This window comes from Streptomyces sp. NPDC079141, from assembly GCF_040686775.1.
Lineage (GTDB): Bacteria > Actinomycetota > Actinomycetes > Streptomycetales > Streptomycetaceae > Streptomyces.
The window spans coordinates 104,218-125,173 of sequence record NZ_JBFBLP010000016.1; the positions used below are offsets into that span (position 1 = coordinate 104,218).

Genomic DNA, 20,956 nt, shown 5'->3' on the forward strand with positions numbered 1-20,956 from the left:
CGCGGTGATCGTCCGCCCTCTCGCGCTCGCGCCGTCCGCGAAGGACACTCGTAGGCAAAGGAGTTGCCGCCGGAGGGGGACGTGACATGCGTGACAGCCATCGGGCGGAGGCCGAGAGGCTGTTGGCCCGGGCCGTGGAGGAGGAGGTACGCCGGTCCGGTGGGCGTATCGACGGGGGTGTGCTGCTGTCGCGGGCGCGGGGGGCGCTGGACGCCATGGCGCACTCGGCGGCCGAGGAGTACGAGGCGTACACGCGGGCGGTCGACGAGGCGGAGGCGGGGCGGCTCACCTTCGGGCAGCGCTACGCGCGCGAGGGCGGCGGGACTCCGCTGCTGGTGGCGGGCGTTGCGGGGATGGCCGCCGTGGTGGCCGACCTGGCGCTCGGTACGGGGGCGGGGACGGCGGTGGGCGCGGGCGTGACCGTGGGTGTCGTCGGCGCGGCGGCGACGGTGGTGAAGGTGGCCGGGGTGCATCTGCCAGCCGCGCACCACCGGGCGGGGGCCGTCGGCCAGCCGGGCGGTCCGGAGCAGTTGCGGCTGCAGTGGCTGACGGCGCTGGAGGTGCGCGGGATCCGCCCCTTCCTGGATCAGCAGCGGGTGCTGAGCGCGTCCACCGGGCCCAAGACGCCGGGGCCGCAGTTGCGTGGCACCGACAAGAGCGCGGCGGCCCGTGGGCGCAGTGTGCTGGAGCAGTCGTTCGGTCAGCTCCCGGAGCCGGAGGAGCCGTTCGCGGGCCGGCGCCAGGAGCTGGCGCGGATCGGGCAGTGGGTGCAGGCGGCGCGTGCGAGCACCGAGACCCGGCCGACGGTCGTGGTGCTGCACGGGGCGCCCGGCAGCGGCCGTACGGCGCTCGCGGTGCGGGCCGCGCATGATCTGCGGGACCAGTTCCGCGGCGCGTGCGTCGTCGATCTGCGGGGCGACAGCGGGGAGGAGCCGCCGCTGTCCACCCGGGACGCCCTGCTGCACCTGCTGAACCGGCTGGGCGCTCCCCGGGAGCAACTGCTGTTCCGTGAGCGTTCCTCCCCCGACCAGCAGGTCAAGCGGCTCAGCGAGCTGTACCACCAGCATCTGACCGGGTTGCCGGTGGCGGTCGTCCTCGACGACGCCTCCGATCCGGAGCAGGTCCGCACGCTCGTGCCCGAGCGCTCCGACAGCCTGGTCCTGGTCACCGCCCGGGGCCCGCTCGACCTGCCGGCCGATCTCGCGGCCTGGGTGCACCGGCTGCCGGTGGAGCCGATGGAGGAGGCGGGCGCCGAGGAGCTGCTGGGCGCGGCCGCGCAGGACGCCTCGGGTCCCTACGACGCCGAATCCGCCGACGAGATCCGTCAGTTGTGCGGCGGACTGCCGCTGGCGCTGCGGATCGCGGGCTCGTCGCTGGGCCCGCGCTCCCCGCGCCGGCTCGCCTCCGACCTGGGCGCCTACGGCCCTGTGGAGCCGGTGGAGCGGGCGCTGTGGCTGCGCTACACCGACCAGTCGGAGCCGGCCCGGCGGCTGCTGCGCCGGCTGGCGCTGGCCGGGCGGGCCTCGCTGGGCGCCGCGGCCGCCGCCGCGCTGCTGGCGACGGACGAGGCGGAGGCCACCCGCCATCTGGTCGCGCTGGCCGACGCGGGCCTGATCGACCACGTCCGCGGCAGCCGCTACCGGCTGCACGACCTGGTCCGCGCCTTCGCCCACGCCCGCCTTCTCGACGAGGAGGAGCCGGCCGAGCGCGCGGCGGCGCAGGAGCGGCTGATCGTCAACTACGCCGATCTCGCCGACTCGGTGCTGCGCCTGGTCGACGGCAACATGTCGACCCGCTCGGACCGGTTCAGCCCGCACGGCTTCACCTCCCTGGACGAGGCGCTGCGCTGGCTGGACGACGAGTCGAGCTTCATCACCGCGGCGCTGCGGCAGGCGGAGGGCGTGAACCAGGCGGCGGTGCTGGAGCTGCTGGGCGCGCTGTGCGACTACTGCCTGCTGCGCGGCGACCTGTACCGGCTGGGTGAGATCAGCGAGCTCGCCCAGGCCGTGGACCAGGGCCTGCTGATGCGGTCGGTGCAGTGGCGCACGGGCATCGCGGCACGTCAGCTCGGCGAGCTGGACAAGGCGCGTACGACGCTTGCCTCGGTGGTCGACCTGTACATGGAGGCGCATCACGACGCGGGGGCGGCCCGCGCCCTGTGTTCCCTCGGCATCACCCTGCACCACCAGGGCCAGCTCACGGAGGCCGAGCGGAAGCTCCGTGAGGCCCTCGACCTCCAGGAGGCGCCCCAGCTGGCCACGGACCGCGCCTGGACGATGCACGCCCTGGCCGCGGTGGAGCGCGACCGCTCGCGTCTGTCGGAGGCGATGGACCTGCTGAACCGTTCCCTTGAGCTGCACCGCGCGGGCGGCTCCGTGCACGGCGAGGCCTGGGCCCACTTCCAACTGGGCCAATTGGGCCTGCGCATGGGCGATGTCCCGCGCGCGGAACAGGAACTGCGCACGGCCCTCGACCTCTACGGCCGTACCCGCGACGCCCGCGGCGAGGCCTGGGCGCTGACCCAGCTGGCCCGCGCCCGCCTGGTCGCCGGCGACCCCTCCCCCGCGGTCGACGGCCTGCGCCAGGCCGCCTCCCGGCACCGCGACAACGAGGACGCCCGCGGCGAGGCCTGGACGGTCTACTACCTGGGCCAGGCCCTGGAGGAGACCGGCAACCTGGACCTCGCGGTCCGCGAACTGGAACGCTCCCGCACGATGTTCTCCCGCATCCGGGACGTCTACGGCCTGGCCTGCGCCCGCCACCACTCGGCCCGCGCGACCCGCGACCAGCGGGCCGCCCAGACGGGCTCGCTCCGCAACTCCGGCTTCGCCCGCCAGCTCCTGGTCGACGCCCGCGCCGACTTCCAGCGCATCGGCGTCGCCCACGGCGAGGCCTGGACCTGCCTGGAACTGGCGGTCGTCGACGCGGGCAACACCCGCACGCAGCAGGCACTGACCCTCTGCGACGAGGCCATCGGCCTCTTCACCTCCTACGGCGACCGCCGCGGCGAGGACTGGGCCCGCTTCCTGCGCTGCACCCTCCTGCCGTACGCGGCCCCGGGCGGCGTGGACGTCGGTACGGCCGTGGCCCAGGAGGAGCTGGCCCAGCTGGCCCGCAGCGGCCACGGGGCACGCGACGAGAAGCTGGAGGAGTACGTCGGCGCGTACCAGCTGCTGCTGGAGCGGGGCGTCAACCTGGAGGCAGGCTGGCAGGCCTGGCGACTGGGGATGGTGCCGAACCGGCATGCGCGGGAGGTGATGGGGGTGGCGGTGGCCGCGGCGGGGCGGGGGTAAGACCGGGTGCTGATTGTCGTGGGTTTCGCTGACGGGCGGGGCTCGGGGCTGGGAACGTGGGTGGCGTAGGCGCGTACGTGGCCCGGGTGCGGGGGAGGTCCGGTGGAGCGTGATCTGCGTGAGCCGACGGAACCGCCGGCCCATGGCGGGCTCGTCGGGCGGGGCTGGGAAGTGCCCGAGCTGCTGCTGAAGCTGTCCACGGATCGTCCCGAACCGCTCGTCCTGCACGGGCTGGCCGGTGTCGGCAAGTCCGCGCTCGCCGCCATGGTGGCCCGGAACCTGAATGCTCCGGTGCACTGGCTCACGCTCGGCGACACCGTGGACGTCGAGCAGGTCCTGCTCCGGCTCCTCGCCGAGTGCGGGGCGCCCCGCGACTCCATCGTGCGGGCGGCCACGAAGGGTCGCTCGTCGTTCAGCCGGGAACTGCGCCGACAGTGCGTCCGGGTCCTCAGTGGTCGCGCCCTGGTCCTGGACGGCGTGCGGCCGTCGGCCGCCCGCCCTCTGCTCGACGCGTTACGGAAACACCCTCGGCTAACGGTGATCGTCACCACCCGCCAGGGGGCGGGCTGGGCCAGGAACGCCCATCTGCACGAGGTCCGGCCGCTGAAGTCCGCGGACGCCTTTGTGGTCGCCGCGGCCTACACCAGGGAGGACTCGGAATTCCTGGAGCAGTTGACGACAGCAGCGCGGGGGCTGCCGTGCCTCGCCCGCGTCGCGGGGGCACTGGCTCGCGACAGGCGGCAGGGGCCGCAGACCGAGGTGAGAGGGCCGGACGAACTGGTCGCTCTCGCCCTGGACGACTGCACCTCCGACGAGTTCCGCGTGCTGACGCTCCTCGCGCTGCGGGGGTCGGACGCCCCCTTCACCGTCCGCACGGTCCGTTCGCTGATCCAGCTGCACTCGCCTCCGCTCGACGCGGGCGCGGCGCTCAGCGGTCTGCTGAAACGGCAGTTGGTGCAGCGGTGGAACGGGCCTGAGCAGCACTGCCTGCCGGCGCCGGTGGCCGAAGCGGTACGCCGCCGCCCGCACCCCGACCTCCCCGCGCGGCAGGTACTGGCCGAGGCCGCCGGGCGCACCCTTCAGGGCACGGCATGTCTCCTGGACGGCAGGGAGCGGCCGTCGTTGCCGGGGATCCAGCCCTTGGATCAGCTCGCTCTCCCGCAGATCGCCGCGTACGTCGACGAGTTCATGAACCTTCTCGCCGACAAGCAGACCCCGTTGCGCCAACGTGGACAGATCGCGGACGCGCTTGCTCCCGTCCTCTCCGTCCTCGGTGACGCCCACCGGCTCGTGTGGCTCCAGCGCAGGTGGCAGCGCCCCTCCGTATCCCGGGCGCTGGCCGCGCTGGCGCGCGACGTCGGCCTGCCGGAGCTCGCGCGAGGGCTGCTTGCCGGAGACGACAGCTCGTCCGCCGTCCTGGAACGGGCCGAAGTGGATCAGCAGACGGGGCGGTTGCAGGCCGCCTTGGCCGCGCTGAGTGACGAGCCGGCGACGGGCCCCCAGGGGGCATGGCATCTGCTCGTGCGCGGGGCCGTGCTGAGCGACCAGGGCGATGCGCGGGGCGCCGAGCGGCTGCTGCGGATCGCCGTCGAACAGCACCGCAGGTTCTCGTGCCGTCGAGGCCACGGCTGGGCGCTGCTGCATCTCGCGCGCACATACCTGGCGCGCGGCTGGGCCCTGGAGGCCGAGGAACTGCTCGGGCAGGCCGAGGAGATACTGGGCGCCGTCGGAGACGTCCGGGGCCGCAACTGGGTGGCCACCGAGCGGCTGCGCGTCATCTCGTCGGTCGACGTGGACGAGCGTGCCGAGCGGGTGGCCATGGCCCACTCGAAGGCCGAGGACATCCGCGGTCTGGCCTGGGCCGAGTTCTATCGGGGGCTCACCCACGCCGTGCAGGGCCGGTTCGTGACGGCGCAGGAGTATCTGGTCAGGGCCGACCAACTGTTCGTCCGCTGCCAGGACGCGGTGGGCTCGTCCTGGGTTCGCCACCGGCTCGCGTTGCTCAGGTACCGGGACTTATACGTACTGCGCGGGGACCCTGACGGCGACAGGCAGGCGTGGGAGCTGGTCCACGCCGAGTTCCTCGCCACGGGCTGCCGGTTCGGCATCGCCTGGACGAGCCTGGAGCTCGCGGCACGCTCACCCGCCCCGGAGCCCCTCGTGCAGGCGGCGGAGTCCGAGTTCCGTGCCCTGGGCGACGTACGCGGCCTCGCCTGGGCCGCCGCCGTGCAGGCCGTACGGAGCGACCCTCCGGCACGGCCGGACCTCCGCGCCCTCGCCGGCATCCTGCCGCACGAGCTGCCGGACCGGGACGAAATCCTGCGGGAGATCGTGGAGTTCTGCGAAGCCGGTGGCCCCCTCTACGGCCACCCCATCCCCTTTCACGCCCGCGACCTGACGGTCACCGACGCGCCGCCCTCGGACCTCATGGGCGTCGCCGGCCCGAACGGCCCACGCTGCCGCGTCCGCATCACCCTCCTCGACGAGTCCCCCACCGCCGGGACGACCGCCCGCCTTCTCCTGCGCGTCGCACCGGAGCCGGGCCACCCCTGGACCGCCGGTACCGAGGGGACACCCTGGCTGTCCGCCACCGCCCTCCCCCTCACCCGCGCCTCTGTCGAACCCGCCTCCGCCCTTCTGCGCCCCTCCCAACAGGACGATCACGGAGCCGAGTTCGACTTCACCCCGCACCGCACCGGAACGCACCGCATCCGGTTCACCATCGCCCTCGAACGCACCGGGACGGTCCTGCAGCAGGTGGAGACGGAACTCGACATCCTCGACAGTGACCAGCCGGGCAGCCACGCGGCGCCGCACGCCGTCACGCACCACGGACGGTAGCCATGCCCACGGAACTCCATGTGCACGTCGTGCAGGACCCGAGCCGCGGCTTCACCACCCTCCCCGACCGGCTGGCCCACGGCCCGGACGTCACCGTGTGCCTGGACAGCCTGGGCGAGGACCGGATCCGGGCACGCCTCTACGGCCCGGCCGTGCCCTCGCTGCACGGCACCGAGCACCGCGTCGACCTCGCGGTGCGCCCGGCCGACGTACGGGCGGCAGCGGCCCGGCTGTGCCGGCAGTGGAAGGAGCACTTCGTCGGTTACCAGCCGGTGGGCGACGACGAAGGCCCCCAGGCCCCGTACGCCTCCCTCGTGGACCTGCGCACGCGCCCCACCGAGGAGTTGCAGGAGATCGTCGACGAACTGGCCATGTGTGGCTCGGAGTTCCTCCACGGCACCCTCCTGGGTGGCACCAACGCGCGCGTCGAACGCTTTCGTGACTATCTGGTCGAGGCGCTCAGCGGGCGCGAGGGGCTGCGCGTCCGTTTCGACTCGGATCTGCACGTTCCGTGGCCGATGGTGTGCCCGGAGCCGTACGACGTGCTGCGGAACCTCGAATCCGCGGAAGATCCGTTCCGGTTCGAGCGCTTCCTCGGCCACCGCCACCAGATCGAGCAGACCGGCGGCGCCTACCCCTGGCTCGTGGGGCTGCGCGAGGCCCCCGAGGAGCCCGCCGTCAGCCTGAACCACGACACCCGGGTCGACCGCCACGGCCGTACCCGGGCCGCGGAGGCCGCGGCCGTGCTCCGGAAGAACACCCGGTTCGTGGAGCGCACCACCCATCGCGAACTGGTCAGGGCGCTGGAACAGGCCGACCTCAACGAGCAGTTGATGTACTTCTGGTGCCACGGCCACTTCGTCGACAACGGCTCGCAGCCCGCCTCCCTCGCCCTGCGGCTGACCGACAACAAGACCATCGACGCCCAGACGGTACGGGACCGGAGGCGCCGTTTCGGCGACGAGAGCCCGTTCCAGCCGTTCGTCGTGCTCAACGCCTGCCATGCCGGGGTGCCCGAGGGCGGCGGCGACCACAAGTTCCTCAGCCTCGCGCTGATCGACGCGGGTGCGCGGGGCGTGCTGGGGCCGCAGATCGAGATGCCGCAGGCCTTCGCGGCCGAGTACGCGCTGGAGTTCCTCGGCCGCTATCTGAACGGCACCGAGACGGCGGGCTGCATCGCCCACGCCGTCGCCCGGCACTTCGCCGACGTCCTGCACAACCCGCTGGGCTTCGCCTACGCGCTGCACCACGGCATGGACACCCGCCTGGAACGGGCCGCCGTATGAACGAGGTGCACGTCGTCCACCTGGGCCCGGACGGCCGGCTGCTGGAGGAGACCGCCGGCGGTCCGCGTCCCGTGCCCGCCGACCGGCTGCTCGACCACTGCGCGGAGGAGCTGACGCCGCCCGACTGGGCCACCGACGTGCTGGTGTACGCGCACGGCTGGCGCACCCCGCCCGGTGACGCCCGCACGATGGCCGAGGGCCTGGTGGCGCTGGCCGCCGAGCAGTACCGGCGGCAGCGGGAGCTGTACCCCGGGCTGGTGGAGTGGCGGCCGTGGACGGTGCTGGTGTGCTGGCCCTCGGGGACGCGGCGCAGCATGGGCGAGTACCGCAGGATGCGCGACCGGGCGCACGCGCTGAGTACGCACGGGCACGCGGGCCGGGTCCTCGGGCAGGTGCTGGGTTATCTGGACGCGGCGCGGGCCGACCCGGCCGCGCCCGAGGTGCTCGCCAACCGCGAGGGGCAGTATCTGCACCTGGTCGGGCACTCCTTCGGGTGCCGCGTCCTGTGCGAGGCGGTGCAGTGGGCGGCCGAGGACGACACGGCCACCCTCGGCTGGAGCATGCCCCGGCCGCCGGACCGGCCGTTCACCGCGGACTCGATGCTGCTGTTCCAGATGGCCGCGCCGCGCGACGCGTTCGCGACGCTGTTCCCCGCCCTCGACGCGGCCCCGCTGCACGGCCCGGTCGTGGCGACGTATGCACAGGCCGACCTCGCCGCCGGCTTCTGGCATGTGCGTGCCGAGAAGCGGGCGGGCATCGGCCATGCGGGCATCGGGACCGCGCCCGCGCCGGTCTCCGGGATCCGGATGCGGGGGCCGGGGGAGCCGTATCCGCACGACGTCCTCGACCACCGGTTCGTCAGTGTCGACGCCTCGGACGTGTTCGTCCGCCGGCGCGGCTGGTCCGGCGCACACTCCGACCACATACGGCCGGAGTCGGCGCACCTGCTGCTGTCACTGGCGGACCGGGCCCGCTGAGGTCAGCCCTTGGCGGGATCGCCGGGGGCGTCCGCCTTCGGGTCCGGGGTCTCCGGGAAGGAGACCTTGCCCATGTGCTTGTTCATCGACTTCATCAGGCCCCACACGGCCAGTGCCATCACCGCGAAGACGATGAAGCCGAGGACACCGGGGGTGACCTTGTCCTCGTCGACCTCCTTGGCGAGGGTGGCCAGCTGCGTCATTGCCAGGTGTGCGCTTGCGCTCATGTCAGGCATTGTCGCGGATGCCCGCGAAGAGGTCGTCCTCGGGGAGGGACGTATCGACGAGGGACTTCGCCAGCTCGTACTCCTCCGTCGGCCAGACCTCCTTCTGGAGCTCCATCGGGACCTTGAACCAGCCGCCGTCGGGGTCGATCTGCGTGGCGTGCGCGATCAGGGCCTTGTCGCGGATCTCGTAGAACTCGGCGCACGGAATGTGCGTGGTCAGCGTGCGGTCGGCCCGCTGGAACTCGTCCCAGCGCTTGAGCCACTCCCCGTAGGGCGAGTCCAGGCCGCGGTCCAGCATCGCGTGGTGCAGGGCCTCGGTGCGCGGGCGGTTGAAGCCCTGGTTGTAGTAGAGCTTCAGCGGCCGGTACGCCGGGCCGTACTCGCTCTCCGGGTACTTCTCGGTGTCCGTCGCGCCCTCGAACGCCACCATCGAGATCTTGTGGGTCATGATGTGGTCGGGGTGCGGGTAGCCGCCGTTCTCGTCGTAGGTGGTGATCACCTGGGGACGGAAGGCGCGGATCTTGCGCACCAGCTCGCCGGCCGCCTTGTCGACGTCCTCCAGGGCGAAACAGCCCTCGGGCAGCGGCGGCAGCGGGTCGCCCTCCGGCAGGCCGGAGTCGACGAAGCCGAGCCACTCCTGCTTGACGCCGAGGATCTCGCGGGCCTCGTCCATCTCCTTCTTGCGTACCTCGTGGATGTGCTCCTCGATGTACTTGTCGCCCTGGAGCTTCGGATTGAGGATGGAGCCGCGCTCCCCGCCCGTGCAGGTCACGACCAGCACGTCCACCCCCTCGGACACGTACTTCGCCATGGTGGCCGCGCCCTTGCTCGACTCGTCGTCGGGGTGCGCGTGGACGGCCATCAGTCGCAGCTGGTCAGTCAAGACTCAATCCTTGTGGTCGGCGCCCCGGTGTGAACGGGTGCGATCGGCGGCTTCTATAGTGACCGAATCGGGAGCCGAATAATTCCCCGGCCCTTCCCGGCCTGATCGAGAGGACGATCATGAGTACGGCGAGCACGCGCGCACCCGAGGGCCGTTACGGCCGTTCCTCGGACGAGCGCGCCGACCGCACACTCAAGGTCGCCGGTGCCGCCCTCGGGGCATTGCTGCTGGCAGTGCTCGGCTTTTTCGCCTACTACTACGTCGGCCAGAACAAGATCAGCGGCGAGATCATCGAGTACGACTTCTCGAAGGACGCGGTGCAGGTCCATCTGGAGGTCCGCAAGGACGCCGGCGCCTCCGGCTACTGCACGATCCGCTCCCAGGCGGAGAGCGGCGCCGAGGTCGGCCGGGCCGACTTCCGCTTCGACGGGGACGCCACCCGCATCGACAAGGTCGTCACGCTCCGTACGACCTCTCCGGGCACCACGGCCGAGCTGCTCGGCTGCCACGCGGACTGACGGCGCTGCCACGGACCGGATTCACCCGGAATGCATAGGGCCTGACCTGCGTTGACGTAATTCTGATGGCTTATGTCCTCCCCCTGGAGCCGTTGAATTGTTAGGCTCGTGGTTTCGCCCATCCGTGAAGGAACATGCTTCTGGGTAGGGCGATGCTTTGTATTCCCAGTACCGACGAGGAGCACCTGTGACCCAGACCAGCGAGTCCGTCACCTGGCTGACCCAGGAGGCGTACAACAAGCTCAAGGACGAGCTTGCGTACCTTACTGGTCCTGCGCGCACGGAGATCGCCGCCAAGATCGCGGCTGCGCGCGAGGAGGGCGACCTGCGCGAGAACGGCGGGTACCACGCGGCCAAGGAGGAGCAGGGCAAGCAGGAGCTCCGTGTGCGCCAGCTGACCCAGCTCCTGGAGAACGCGCAGGTCGGCGAGGCCCAGGCCTCCGCGGACGGCGCGGTGGCCCCCGGCATGGTCGTGACGATCGCCTTCGACGGCGACGAGGACGACACCATGACCTTCCTGCTGGCCTCGCGCGAGTACGCGAGCACCGACATCGAGACCTACTCCCCGCAGTCGCCGCTGGGCTCCGGTGTGATCGGCCACAAGGTCGGCGAGGACGCGGAGTACGAGCTGCCGAACGGCAAGAAGGCCTCGGTGCGCATCCTGAAGGCCCAGCCGTACAACGGCTGAGCCCGCCCCCGCACGCCCTTGACTTGCCCCCGGTGTCCACCCGACGCCGGGGGCTTCGTCATGCCGCCGCCGAGCGGTACTTCCGTACTGCCAGGGTCCGGAAGATGACGACGATCAGGACCGAGTAGATCAGCGAGGCCCACACCGGGTGCTGCATCGGCCAGGCGTCCGAGGGCGAGACCCCGGGGTTGCCGAAGAGCTCGCGGCAGGCCTGGACGGTGGCGCTGAACGGGTTCCAGTCGGCGACATGCTGCAACCACGGCGTCATCCGGCTGGAGTCCACGAACGCGTTCGAGATGAACGTGACCGGGAAGAGCCAGATCAGTCCGCCCGAGGTGGCGGCCTCGGGGGTGCTCACGGACAGGCCGATCAGGGCTCCGACCCAGGTGAAGGCGTAGCCGAGCAGGAGCAGCAGGCCGAACGCGCCGAGCACCTCGCCGAAGCTGGTGTGGGTGCGCCAGCCCACCAGCAGGGCGACGATCGCCAGCACGAACAGGGTGAGCGCCGTCTGCACCAGGTCGGCGAGGGTCCGCCCGGTCAGCACCGCCCCGCGGGCCATGGGCAGGGAGCGGAAGCGGTCGATGAGCCCCTTGTGCATGTCGTCGGCGATGCCCGCGCCCGCTCCTGCGGTGGCGAAGGTGACGGTCTGGGCGAAGATGCCGGCCATCAGGAACTCGCGGTACACGGAGGAGTCCGTGGTGCCGCCGATGTTCATGGAGCCGCCGAAGACGTAGCTGAACAGCACCACGAACATGATGGGCTGGATCAGCCCGAAGATGACCATCTCCGGGATCCTGGACATGCGGATCAGATTCCGCTTGGCCACGACCAGTGAGTCACGGACGGACTGGCTGATGGGGTTGCCGGGGGCCGGGACCCGCACGGCGTCGGTGACGGCGCTCATCGGGCGGCCTCCTTCTCGCTGTCCTTGTCTGCGGTCTTGTCCGCGGTCCTGCCGTTCTCCCGGTCCTTCGCCTCGGCCACGTGTCCCGTCAGGGAGAGGAACACGTCGTCGAGGGTCGGGCGGCGCAGACCGATGTCGTCTATCTCGATGCCGCGGGCGTCCAGTTCGCGGATGACCTCGGCGAGGAGCTTGGCACCGCCGGTCACCGGCACGGTGAGCATGCGCATGTGGTCCTCGACCGTGGTGTCGCCCTTGCCGAAACCGCGCAGCACCTCCGAGGCGGCCTGGATGTGCTCGCGCTCGTGCACCACGACCTCGACGCGCTCGCCGCCGGTGCGGGCCTTGAGCTGGTCGGAGGTGCCCTGGGCGATGACATGGCCGTGGTCCACCACGGCGATGTCGTGGGCGAGGTGGTCGGCCTCCTCCAGGTACTGGGTGGTCAGCAGCAGCGTCGTACCGCCGGAGACGAGCCGCTTGATGACCTCCCACAGCAGCTGGCGGTTGCGCGGGTCCAGGCCGGTCGTCGGCTCGTCCATGAACATCACGGGCGGTGAGACCACCAGGGCGGCCGCGAGGTCGAGGCGGCGGCGCATACCGCCGGAGTAGGTCTTGGTCGGGCGGTCGGCGGCGTCGGCGAGGTCGAACTGCTCCAGCAGCTCGTCCGCACGGGCCTTCGCCGCCTTGGCCCGCATCTGGTAGAGCTGGCCGACCATCTGCAGGTTCTCGCGGCCGGTGAGGTATTCGTCGACCGCCGCGAACTGGCCGGACAGACCGATGGAGCGGCGCACGGCGTCGGGATGCTTGAGGACGTCGACGCCCGCGACCATGGCCGAGCCGCTGTCGGGGCGCAGCAGGGTCGTCAGACAGCGGACGGTGGTGGTCTTGCCCGCGCCGTTCGGCCCGAGCAGGCCCAGGACGGTGCCCTCCGGCACATCGAGGTCGACACCGTCCAGAGCCCTTACGTCGCCGAAGGTCTTCACCAGACCTTCGGCATGGATGGCGCCTGGCATATGAGTCTCCACGTCGTCGGGGATTCTTCGGAAAGCCTAGGTTTGTGCTTTTTGCTCCGCCTGGTGGGTGTCATGAACCGATGGGGACACGAGGCGGGTGGCGCGACTCTCACCATAACGCGATGTATCGCGTCTCTCAATGGAGTTGCTCGAACGAGTGACGGAGACCTTGGCGACCTCAGTCGATGACCGTGTAGCCCGCCTCGCGCAGCGCCTGGTTGACCTCGGCACAGTGCGCCGGACCCTTCGTCTCCAGGTGCAGCTCCACCTCCGCCTCCGTGAGCCCGAGCCGCGGATCGGTCCGTACATGGCTCACGTCGAGGACGTTGGCGTCCACCACTGACAACACCCCGAGAAGTGTCGCCAGCGCACCCGGCCGGTCCGTCAGCCGCAGCCGTACGGCCAGGTAGCGGCCCTGCGCCGCCATGCCGTGCCGCAGCACGCGCTGCAACAGCACCGGGTCGACGTTGCCGCCCGACAGCACCGCGACCACCGGCCCCTCGAAGGCACCGGGATCGCTCAGCAGCGCCGCGACCGGGCTCGCCCCGGCCGGCTCGACGACCAGCTTGGCCCGCTCCAGGCACAGCAGCAGCGCGGCGGACAACTCGTCCTCCGTCACCGTACGCACCTCGTCGACCAGTTCGCCGATGATTTCGAACGGCACATCGCCGGGCCGCCCCACCTTCATGCCGTCGGCCATCGTCGCCGGGTTCTCGATCGACACCGGGTGCCCGGCCGCCAGCGAGGGCGGATAGGCGGCGGCGCCCGCCGCCTGCACACCCACGATCCGCACATCGGGCCTGAGCGACTTCACCGCGATCGCCACACCGGCCGCCAGACCTCCGCCGCCGATCCCGAGGACGATCGTGCGCACCTCCGGGCACTGCTCCAGGATCTCCAGCCCGACCGTGCCCTGACCCGTGATCACGTCCGGGTGGTCGAAGGGGTGGATGAACACCGCGCCCGTACTGGCCGCGTACTCCTGCGCGGCGGCCAGCGTCTCGTCGACGACATGACCGTGCAGCCGCACCTCGGCGCCGTACTCGCGCGTCGCGCTGATCTTCGGCAGCGGGGCGCCGTTCGGCATGAACACCGTCGAACGCACCCCGAGCAGCGAGGACGCCAGCGCCACCCCCTGCGCATGGTTGCCGGCGCTCGCCGCCACCACGCCCGCGGCCCGCTCCTCCGGCAGCAGCCCCGCGATCCGGACGTAGGCGCCGCGCAGCTTGAACGAGCCCGTCCGCTGGAGGTTCTCGCACTTGAGGTGCACCGGCGCACCCACCAGCCGGGACAGGTACCTGCTGCCCTCCATCGCCGTCACCCGCGCCACACCCGTGAGCATCTTCTGCGCTCCGCGCACGTCGTCGAGAGTGACCAGCGGCAACAGATCGGCCTTGCGGTAGCTCATGACACAAGTCTCGCAGTTCACACGCGCGGACTCGCGCTGTGACCAACCACCGAGACCGGTTTGCGCAGCGCCGGTACGGCCCGCCCCCCGGCCGCGTAACCTGTCCCCCAACCCAGCACCCCCTTCATGAAGTGAGCCCCCGGCCATGCCCACAACACCTGGAATGTCGATGGACATGTCGACCGTCGGTGACACCGGTCTCCTCGACACGCTGCAGCACGAGGTGGCGGTGTTCGCCCGCCGTGCCGAACAGACCCGGCTCGGCGGAGTCGGGCAGGTGCGCAACTCCATGGACCGCGCCGCATACCTGCTGCTCAACCGCTTGGACAAGGAAGGCCCCATGGGGGTCAAGGCGCTCGCCGCCAGCATGGGGATCGACTCGTCGACGGTCACCCGGCAGGTGGCTCCGCTCGTCGACACCGGGCTCGTCAAGCGCACCTCCCACCCCGAGGACGGGCGGGCCGTGGTGCTCCAGCTCTCCCCGCGCGGGCTGTCCCGGCTGGAGGAAGTGCGATCCTCCAGGCGTCAGTTGATGGCCGAGCTGACACACGACTGGGCGCCGGAGGAGCGCGAGGCGTTCTGCACGCTCCTCACGCGCTTCAATACCGCGCTCTCCACGAGGATGGCCGCCCACGGCCTGCAGGGGGCGGAGCCGACCCCGGCATCCGCCTCCTGAACGTTCCCCACGCGCGCGTGCTGCCCGACTCTTGACCCCGGGCCGCCCCTGGCCTCATATGAAACCGGGTCCCGCACATGGCCGGGATCCGACACCTCAGGGGTCGCCCTCAGGCGGGAGGCGCGGTGCGAGAACGGCAAGCGTCACAAGGTGCCCGCCGGGCCCGGGAGTTCGAGGCGTTCGTCGCGGGCGCGGCCGGCCGGCTGCTGCACACCGCCACGCTGCTCACGGCGGAGGCACCGGCCGACAACCCGCGCGCGCGACGCCTGCTGACCCTCGCCCTCGCCCACACCTACGCGGGCTGGGACCGGCTGCGCGGCGAGGACCCCTACGACCGCGCCCGCCAGTATCTGGCCACCCGCTTCGCCCGCGCGGCCTGGCACCAGTACGGCGGCCTCGGCCGGGCCCGCCCGCACGCCGCCAACCCCCTGGCCGCCCTCGGCCCGCAGGAACGCCTGATCCTCGTGCTCCGGCTGTACGAGGGGGTGGCCGAGGAGCAGACGGCGGCCCTGCTCGGCCTGCCCCGGGAACGCGTGCGCACGATCTGCGACCGCGCTACGGCAACCCTGCTGCACCCGCCGAGGGGACCTGCGCCGGTCGTCGTACGGCCCGAGGCGAAGGCGACGGCATGAGGACGGGGAGGCAGGCGTGAACCGCAACGAACGGGAAGCCGCCGCGCGGCGGATCATGGAGCGGACACCGCCCCCGGTGCCGCCCGATCTCCACGCCGACGTCGTCCGCCGCGGCAACCGGATGCTGCGCCGCCGCACGCTCGCCCGCCGGCTGATGTGGCTGCTGATGTTCGCCGCGGCCGTCGCGTTCGTCGTGTGGGCGCTGCTGGCCCGCCCCTGGGTGGAGCCGCCCTCGGAGACGACTCCACCGCTCACGGGCTGGTGACGACCTAGCCGAGCGCCTGCTGGAGGTCCTCCAGCAGGTCCTCCACGTTCTCGATGCCCACCGAGAGTCGGACGAGGTCGGCGGGCACCTCCAGGGCGGAACCGGCCGCGGAGGCGTGCGTCATGCGCCCCGGGTGCTCGATCAGCGACTCGACGCCGCCCAGGGACTCGCCGAGCGTGAACACCTTGGCGCGGTTGCAGACCTCGACGGCCGCCTCCTCGCCGCCGGCGACCTGGAAGGAGACCATGCCGCCGAACGACCGCATCTGCTTGGCGGCGATCTCGTGACCGGGGTGCTCGGGCAGCCCCGGGTAGAGCACCTTCGTCACGCGCGCGTGCCGGGACAGCATGTCGGCGACCTTCACGGCGTTCTCGCTGTGCCGGTCCATGCGCACCGACAGCGTCTTGGTGCCGCGCAGCACCAGCCAGGAGTCGAAGGGCCCGGCGACCGCGCCCATCGCGTTCTGGTGGAACGCCAGTTCCTCGCCCAGGGCCTCGTCGCCCACGATCAGCGCACCGCCGACGACGTCGGAGTGGCCGCCCATGTACTTGGTCAGCGAGTGCACCACCACGTCCGCGCCGAGCGACAGCGGCTGCTGCAGGTACGGCGTGGCGAAGGTGTTGTCGACGACGAGCCGGGCGCCCGCGTCCCGGGCGATCTGGGCGACCGCCGCGATGTCGGTGATGCCGAGCAGCGGGTTGGAGGGGGTCTCCACCCACACGACCTTGGTCTTCGGGGTGATGGCGGCCCGTACGGCGGAGGGGTCGCTGGTGTCGGCGACCGACCACTCCACGCCCCACCGGGCGACGACCTTCGCGAAGAGACGGAACGTGCCGCCGTACGCGTCGTTGGGGATCACCACGTGGTCGCCGGGGCTGAGCAGCGTACGCAACAGGCAGTCCTCGGCCGCCAGTCCGGACGCGAACGCGAGGCCGCGACGACCGCCCTCCAGGGCGGCGAGGTTCTCCTCCAGGGCGGTCCTGGTGGGGTTGGCGCTGCGGCTGTACTCGTAGCCGCCGCGCAGACCGCCGACACCGTCCTGCTTGTAGGTGGACACCTGGTAGATCGGCGGGACGACCGCACCGGTGAGGGGGTCGGCCGTGTTGCCCGCATGGATGGCGAGCGTCTCGAAGTGCTGACTGATGTGCCTGTCGCTCATGGGTCACGAGCGTAGTGCGCCGACGGCGCTGATGACGGACGGCGGAGTTATCCACAGGGCGGGGCCCCGGGTTGGCCAATTGTCGGCGGCGTCTGGAACGCTTGAGGCATGGAGATTCTCTGGGTCCTGATGGCGATCGTCATGATCGGCTTCGTGCTGCTGCCGTTCATGCGACGCAGGCGGGGCATGATCGAACAGGTCCCGCCGGGCCACCCGGACGCCGCGGACCCCTCGAACTACGGGTTCGTACGACAGGAGCAGCTGGACGTCCGCATGCCCGGCCCCGACCAGGACCTGCTGGACGTCCTGGACCTGGTGCAGCGCACCCAGGACTACCGGGCGGCCTCGCAGCTCCTCGCCGGCACCGAGGCGGAGGGCGAGCTGCGCTGGCAGCGGGTGCAGGCCTTCGCGGGCGCGGCCTCGCTGGAACTCCAGCAGCGGCCGGGCGGGGTCAGCGACACCCCGGGCGGGCAGTGGCTGCGGGTGTGGCGGGCCGAGCAGCCCAAGGACGCGGGCGGCGCGGCCGTGCACGCGGAGTTCCTGGTGCAGCAGGCGTGGCGTACGTCGGCGGCCGGGACCGACGAGTTCCGGATCATCATGGAGGAGGCGAAGGCGGCGTGCGCGGAGGCGGCGCTGCTGGCCCCCGGTGACCCGATCCCGTACCTCGTCGAGCTCTCGGTGGCCCGCGGACTGGCCTACTCCCAGCAGGAGTTCGAGCAGCTCTGGCTGAAGATCCTGGACCGCGCCCCGACCCACATGGGCGCCCATCTGGCCGCCCTGCACTACTGGTGCGAGAAGTGGCACGGCTCGCGCGAGCAGGCGATGTCGTTCGCGGAGGCCGCGGCGGCCCGCGCCCCGCAGGGCTCCCTTCTCGCCGCGATGCCGCTCTTCGCGGTCTTCGAGCACCTGCCCGAGGTCAACCTGGTCATGGGCTTCTACCAGAGCGAGGTCGTGACGAAGGCGATCCACGGCGCGCTCCACGCGGTCCACTCCGCCCGCCAGGACGACCCGATGCTCGCCCACGTCCGCCATCTGCTGGTCTTCTTCCTGGTCCGCGCCGAGCGCTGGGCGGAGGCCATGAACCAGCTGGTCCACGTCGACGGCCATGTCGGCGCCCTCCCCTGGACCCTGTCCCCCGACCCGGCCGCGGAGTTCGCGGTCTACCGCGCGCTGGCGGTCGCGGGCTACGAGGCGAACGGGGGCAGCCCGGCGACGCTGCCCCACTGAGCCCGAAGGCTGCGCGCCCGCGGTCAGCCCTCCGAGCGCGCGGGCAGCTTCCACCCCGGGCGCGGGAAGTGGCAGGTGTAGCCGTTGGGGTACCGCTGCAGGTAGTCCTGGTGCTCGGGTTCGGCCTCCCAGAAGGGGCCGACCGGCTCCACCTCGGTGACGACCTTGCCGGGCCACAGTCCGGACGCGTCCACGTCCGCGATGGTGTCCTCGGCGATGCGCTTCTGCTCGTCGTCCACGTAGTAGATCGCGGAGCGGTAGCTGAGGCCGATGTCGTTGCCCTGGCGGTTCTTGGTGCTCGGGTCGTGGATCTGGAAGAAGAACTCCAGGAGCGTGCGGTAGTCGGTCTTCGTGGGGTCGAAGAGGATCTCGATGGCCTCCGCGTGCGTGCCGTGGTTGCGGTAGGTCGCGTTCGGCACGTCACCGCCGGTGTATCCGACCCGGGTCGCGGTCACGCCCGGGAGCCGACGGATCAGCTCCTCCATGCCCCAGAAGCATCCGCCGGCCAGTACGGCCCTGTGTGTCTGCGCAGCCATCACGGCCCTCCCATGTCTGTCGGCTCGGTCAGGTACCGGCCCATCCTCCTCAACAGGCGAGGGTTCCGAGCGATTCCGTGAACGCGACGGGTCGCGGGAATTCGGTTGCGCCCCGTCGAGCCCCATGGGCTAGATGGCAGGCATGGCCGACATTCAGGGCTCCTACGATGATCTGTTCGCCGCTGTGCCGAGTGCGCTCGCGGAGTTGCTGGACGGCGGGGACGTCGGCGGATCGGTGGCCGTCTTCGTGGACGGGCGGCCGGTGGTGGACATCTGGGGTGGGTTCGCCGACGCGGGCCGGACCCGCCCGTGGGAGCGGGACACGATCGTCAACGTGTGGTCGGTGACCAAGACGATGACGGCGTTGTGCGCGCTGGTTCTCGCCGACCGCGGCGAGCTCGACGTGGACGCGCCGGTCGCCCGGTACTGGCCGGAGTTCGGGGCGAACGGCAAGGAGCGGGTGCTCGTGCGGCATGTGCTGTCGCACACCGCGGGGCTGCCCGACTGGGATCCGCCGCTCGCGACGGATCAGCTCTACGACTGGGACACCGCCACGGCGCGGCTGGCCGCGCAGGCTCCGCAGTGGGAAGCCGGTACCGCCGCCGGGTACCACTCGCTCACCCAGGGCTTCCTGGTCGGCGAGGTCGTGCGGCGGATCACCGGCCGGAGCTTGGGTACGTTCTTCGCCGACGAGGTGGCCGGGCCCCTCGGCGCGGACTTCCACATCGGGCTGTCCGCCGAGCACGACGACCGGGTGGCGCTCACGGTGCCGCCCCCGTCCCGCGACGAGGACTACGCGGCGAGCGCGCCCGGTGCCGACGCGGCGGCGGCGACCGGAATCCGGGTCCGCGACGGCAACAGCACGGCCTGGCGCCGCGCGGAGATCCCCGCGGCGAGCGGCTTCGGCAACGCCCGCTCGGTCGCCCTCGCCCAGTCGGCGGCGGCCTGCGGCGGCACGGTGGGCGGGGTGCGGCTGCTGTCGCGCGCCGGTTGTGAGCGTGCGTGGCAGGAGCAGTTCAGCGGCGTGGACCGCGTCCTCGGCATGCCGACGCGCTACGGCCTCGGCTACGGTCTGTTCGGCAGTTCCTACGGCTGGGGCGGCTGGGGCGGCTCGCTGGTGATGGTCGAGCCGGACACGCGTACGGCGGTGGCGTACGTGACGAACCAGATGCGCGAGCCCGCGGAGGACACCCGGGGCCTGGAGATCGTCATGTCGGCTTACGACGGGATCCAGGGGCTGCGGGGCGGGAAGGCACCGGCACAGGGATGATCACCGCATATCAGCGGGCGCTGCGCGACCGGATGCTCGCGGCACCGGTCCTTCCGGCTCCGGAGCCTTGGCGGCCGGTCTTCGGGCCCTCGACCCAGGCCGGGGCGCCCTTCGCCGCGGTCGGCGGGCTGGTCGGCATCGGGTTCGCCACGCACCCCGAGACCGGCCACGACCTGGTGATGGTCGTCTCGCACGACGGACACGGGCTGTTCGACGCCGTCACCGGGGAGCGGATCGCCCGGGAGCGGGAGCCCGATCCCGAGGGCGACCTCCCCGACGCGGACCCCGATCTGACGTGCCCGGGGCTGGGGCCGGTCGCCGGCAGCCGGGTCCGTATCGCGGGGCTCTACGGCGGCGGGCTGCACTCCACCGCCGAAGGCGGCTGGGCGGTGGAGGTCGTCGCACCGGAGTGGCCACACGAGCGCGTACTGCTCTCCCACGGCAGCGGGATGCCCCACAACGAGCCGCATGGAGAGGGGTGGTGGCATGTCTTCCACTCCCAGTACTCCACATTCCGGGCCGCCGGCTTCTCCCCCTCCGGGCAGACCCTCGCCGTCGCCACGAGCAGTGATCTGACGCTGTGGACGCGGCGCGAACCGGTCTAGGAAGCCTCCTCCAGGAACCTCAGATCCTCGTCGCTGAGCCGGCTGAAGCAGGCCTCGTCGGTGGCCATGAGGTAGGCCGTGCCGAGGACGGACAGCTCGTGGTGGCGGGCGTACAGCGTCCAGCCCCGCTTCTTGTACATGGCCGAGGCCATCGAGCCGTTCTCGCCCATCGATGTCCACTCGGCCGGCCGGGTCTCCTTCCAGCCGCGTTCCACGAGGCCCGCGAGAAGCGCCTCGAACTGCCGCCGTTCGGCCTTCGCCCCGCTGCTGGACGACCAGCCTGCCTGGCAGGCGGCCACCCGCGCGGGCATGCCCGCCGACCCTTCCGCCTCCCCGGACAGCCCGGCGTCCGCAGCGGCCGCGTCGACGTCCGCCTCCACGGTCTTCTTGCCGAACTCTGCGGAAACGGAAACGGAAGCGGAAGCCGAACCCGCAGGCTCGCTCCCGCCTCCGCATCCGGTGGCGAGCACCGCGCTCATCGCGGTGGCCGCCGCCCATCCGGCTGCCCTGGTCCTGGTGGTGCGCATGCGCCGTTCGTTCCCTCTGTGCGT

At 71.8% G+C, this 20,956-nt stretch carries 20 protein-coding genes; 12 read left to right on the forward strand and 8 right to left on the reverse strand.

The features are described from left to right. The first annotated feature begins 86 nt into the window (after window positions 1-86). From AB0Q90_RS33045 to AB0Q90_RS33060, 4 genes are all read left to right on the forward strand, one after another. Window positions 87-3,293: a tetratricopeptide repeat protein gene (locus AB0Q90_RS33045; protein ID WP_363163521.1), complete on the forward strand. Its 3,207-nt coding sequence runs from the start codon at window positions 87-89 to the stop codon at window positions 3,291-3,293. Window positions 3,294-3,395: 102 nt separating this feature from the next. Continuing rightward, window positions 3,396-6,134: an NB-ARC domain-containing protein gene (locus AB0Q90_RS33050; RefSeq protein ID WP_363163520.1), complete on the forward strand. Its 2,739-nt coding sequence runs from the start codon at window positions 3,396-3,398 to the stop codon at window positions 6,132-6,134. A gap of 2 nt (window positions 6,135-6,136) precedes the next feature. Continuing rightward, on the forward strand, window positions 6,137-7,420 hold the full coding sequence (locus tag AB0Q90_RS33055; RefSeq protein ID WP_363163519.1) for a CHAT domain-containing protein: 1,284 nt from the start codon (window positions 6,137-6,139) through the stop codon (window positions 7,418-7,420). Further along, the gene (locus AB0Q90_RS33060; RefSeq protein WP_363163518.1) at window positions 7,417-8,397 is read left to right on the forward strand and encodes a hypothetical protein; all 981 of its coding nucleotides are present in this window, start codon (window positions 7,417-7,419) and stop codon (window positions 8,395-8,397) included. Before AB0Q90_RS33055 ends, AB0Q90_RS33060 begins: the two co-directional genes overlap by 4 nt. Window positions 8,398-8,399: 2 nt before the next feature. Here AB0Q90_RS33060 and AB0Q90_RS33065 read toward each other — a convergent pair whose 3' ends face one another. Then, window positions 8,400-8,633 carry a hypothetical protein gene (locus AB0Q90_RS33065; RefSeq protein WP_363163517.1) on the reverse strand — a complete coding sequence of 78 codons (234 nt, stop codon included), beginning with the start codon at window positions 8,631-8,633 and terminating at the stop codon, window positions 8,400-8,402. Next, the gene (mca, locus tag AB0Q90_RS33070; protein ID WP_363163624.1) at window positions 8,626-9,486 is read right to left on the reverse strand and encodes a mycothiol conjugate amidase Mca; all 861 of its coding nucleotides are present in this window, start codon (window positions 9,484-9,486) and stop codon (window positions 8,626-8,628) included. The genes AB0Q90_RS33065 and mca overlap by 8 nt, the downstream gene beginning before the upstream one ends. A 140-nt stretch (window positions 9,487-9,626) precedes the next feature. Here mca and AB0Q90_RS33075 point away from each other — a divergent pair, with 140 nt between their 5' ends. Together AB0Q90_RS33075 and greA are read left to right on the forward strand one after the other, a co-directional pair. Next, a complete protein-coding gene (locus AB0Q90_RS33075) occupies window positions 9,627-10,025 on the forward strand; it encodes a DUF4307 domain-containing protein (RefSeq protein ID WP_363163516.1) in 399 nt (132 codons plus the stop codon). A gap of 187 nt (window positions 10,026-10,212) precedes the next feature. Further along, window positions 10,213-10,713 (forward strand): transcription elongation factor GreA, encoded by a 501-nt coding sequence (gene greA, locus AB0Q90_RS33080; RefSeq protein ID WP_363163515.1) that lies wholly within the window; start codon window positions 10,213-10,215, stop codon window positions 10,711-10,713. Between the two features lie 58 nt (window positions 10,714-10,771). Here greA and AB0Q90_RS33085 read toward each other — a convergent pair whose 3' ends face one another. From AB0Q90_RS33085 to ilvA, 3 genes are all read right to left on the reverse strand, one after another. Beyond that, a complete protein-coding gene (locus AB0Q90_RS33085; RefSeq protein WP_363163514.1) occupies window positions 10,772-11,617 on the reverse strand; it encodes an ABC transporter permease in 846 nt (281 codons plus the stop codon). Next, the gene (locus AB0Q90_RS33090; protein WP_363163513.1) at window positions 11,614-12,627 is read right to left on the reverse strand and encodes an ATP-binding cassette domain-containing protein; all 1,014 of its coding nucleotides are present in this window, start codon (window positions 12,625-12,627) and stop codon (window positions 11,614-11,616) included. Before AB0Q90_RS33090 ends, AB0Q90_RS33085 begins: the two co-directional genes overlap by 4 nt. Before the next feature lie 178 nt (window positions 12,628-12,805). Then, the gene (ilvA, locus tag AB0Q90_RS33095) at window positions 12,806-14,035 is read right to left on the reverse strand and encodes a threonine ammonia-lyase (RefSeq protein WP_363163512.1); all 1,230 of its coding nucleotides are present in this window, start codon (window positions 14,033-14,035) and stop codon (window positions 12,806-12,808) included. 163 nt (window positions 14,036-14,198) lie between these two features. Between ilvA and AB0Q90_RS33100 the strand changes: the two genes are divergently transcribed. The 3 genes from AB0Q90_RS33100 to AB0Q90_RS33110 all read left to right on the forward strand — a co-directional run bounded on the left by AB0Q90_RS33100 (window position 14,199) and on the right by AB0Q90_RS33110 (window position 15,608). Next, entirely contained in the window at window positions 14,199-14,711 is a 513-nt protein-coding gene (locus AB0Q90_RS33100) for a MarR family transcriptional regulator (RefSeq protein WP_363163623.1), read from the forward strand. A 125-nt stretch (window positions 14,712-14,836) separates the two neighbouring features. After that, window positions 14,837-15,343 (forward strand): sigma factor-like helix-turn-helix DNA-binding protein, encoded by a 507-nt coding sequence (locus AB0Q90_RS33105; RefSeq protein ID WP_363163511.1) that lies wholly within the window; start codon window positions 14,837-14,839, stop codon window positions 15,341-15,343. 16 nt (window positions 15,344-15,359) lie between these two features. After that, window positions 15,360-15,608: a hypothetical protein gene (locus AB0Q90_RS33110; RefSeq protein WP_363163510.1), complete on the forward strand. Its 249-nt coding sequence runs from the start codon at window positions 15,360-15,362 to the stop codon at window positions 15,606-15,608. A 4-nt stretch (window positions 15,609-15,612) separates the two neighbouring features. On the opposite strand, the gene AB0Q90_RS33115 is transcribed toward AB0Q90_RS33110, so the two are convergent. Beyond that, entirely contained in the window at window positions 15,613-16,767 is a 1,155-nt protein-coding gene (locus AB0Q90_RS33115; RefSeq protein WP_363163509.1) for a cystathionine gamma-synthase, read from the reverse strand. 108 nt (window positions 16,768-16,875) lie between these two features. Between AB0Q90_RS33115 and AB0Q90_RS33120 the strand changes: the two genes are divergently transcribed. Then, on the forward strand, window positions 16,876-17,994 hold the full coding sequence (locus AB0Q90_RS33120) for a hypothetical protein (RefSeq protein WP_363163508.1): 1,119 nt from the start codon (window positions 16,876-16,878) through the stop codon (window positions 17,992-17,994). Between the two features lie 23 nt (window positions 17,995-18,017). On the opposite strand, the gene msrA is transcribed toward AB0Q90_RS33120, so the two are convergent. Next, complete coding sequence (gene msrA / locus AB0Q90_RS33125; RefSeq protein ID WP_363163507.1) at window positions 18,018-18,530, reverse strand: peptide-methionine (S)-S-oxide reductase MsrA; 513 nt, start codon at window positions 18,528-18,530, stop codon at window positions 18,018-18,020. Window positions 18,531-18,672: 142 nt separating this feature from the next. Between msrA and AB0Q90_RS33130 the strand changes: the two genes are divergently transcribed. Together AB0Q90_RS33130 and AB0Q90_RS33135 are read left to right on the forward strand one after the other, a co-directional pair. Next, entirely contained in the window at window positions 18,673-19,800 is a 1,128-nt protein-coding gene (locus AB0Q90_RS33130; RefSeq protein ID WP_363163506.1) for a serine hydrolase domain-containing protein, read from the forward strand. After that, window positions 19,797-20,405: a hypothetical protein gene (locus tag AB0Q90_RS33135; protein WP_363163505.1), complete on the forward strand. Its 609-nt coding sequence runs from the start codon at window positions 19,797-19,799 to the stop codon at window positions 20,403-20,405. Before AB0Q90_RS33130 ends, AB0Q90_RS33135 begins: the two co-directional genes overlap by 4 nt. Here AB0Q90_RS33135 and AB0Q90_RS33140 read toward each other — a convergent pair. Further along, window positions 20,402-20,932, reverse strand: coding sequence for a hypothetical protein (locus AB0Q90_RS33140; RefSeq protein ID WP_363163504.1), 531 nt, complete (start codon window positions 20,930-20,932; stop codon window positions 20,402-20,404). The genes AB0Q90_RS33135 and AB0Q90_RS33140 overlap by 4 nt on opposite strands. Between the last annotated feature and the right edge of the window lie 24 nt (window positions 20,933-20,956).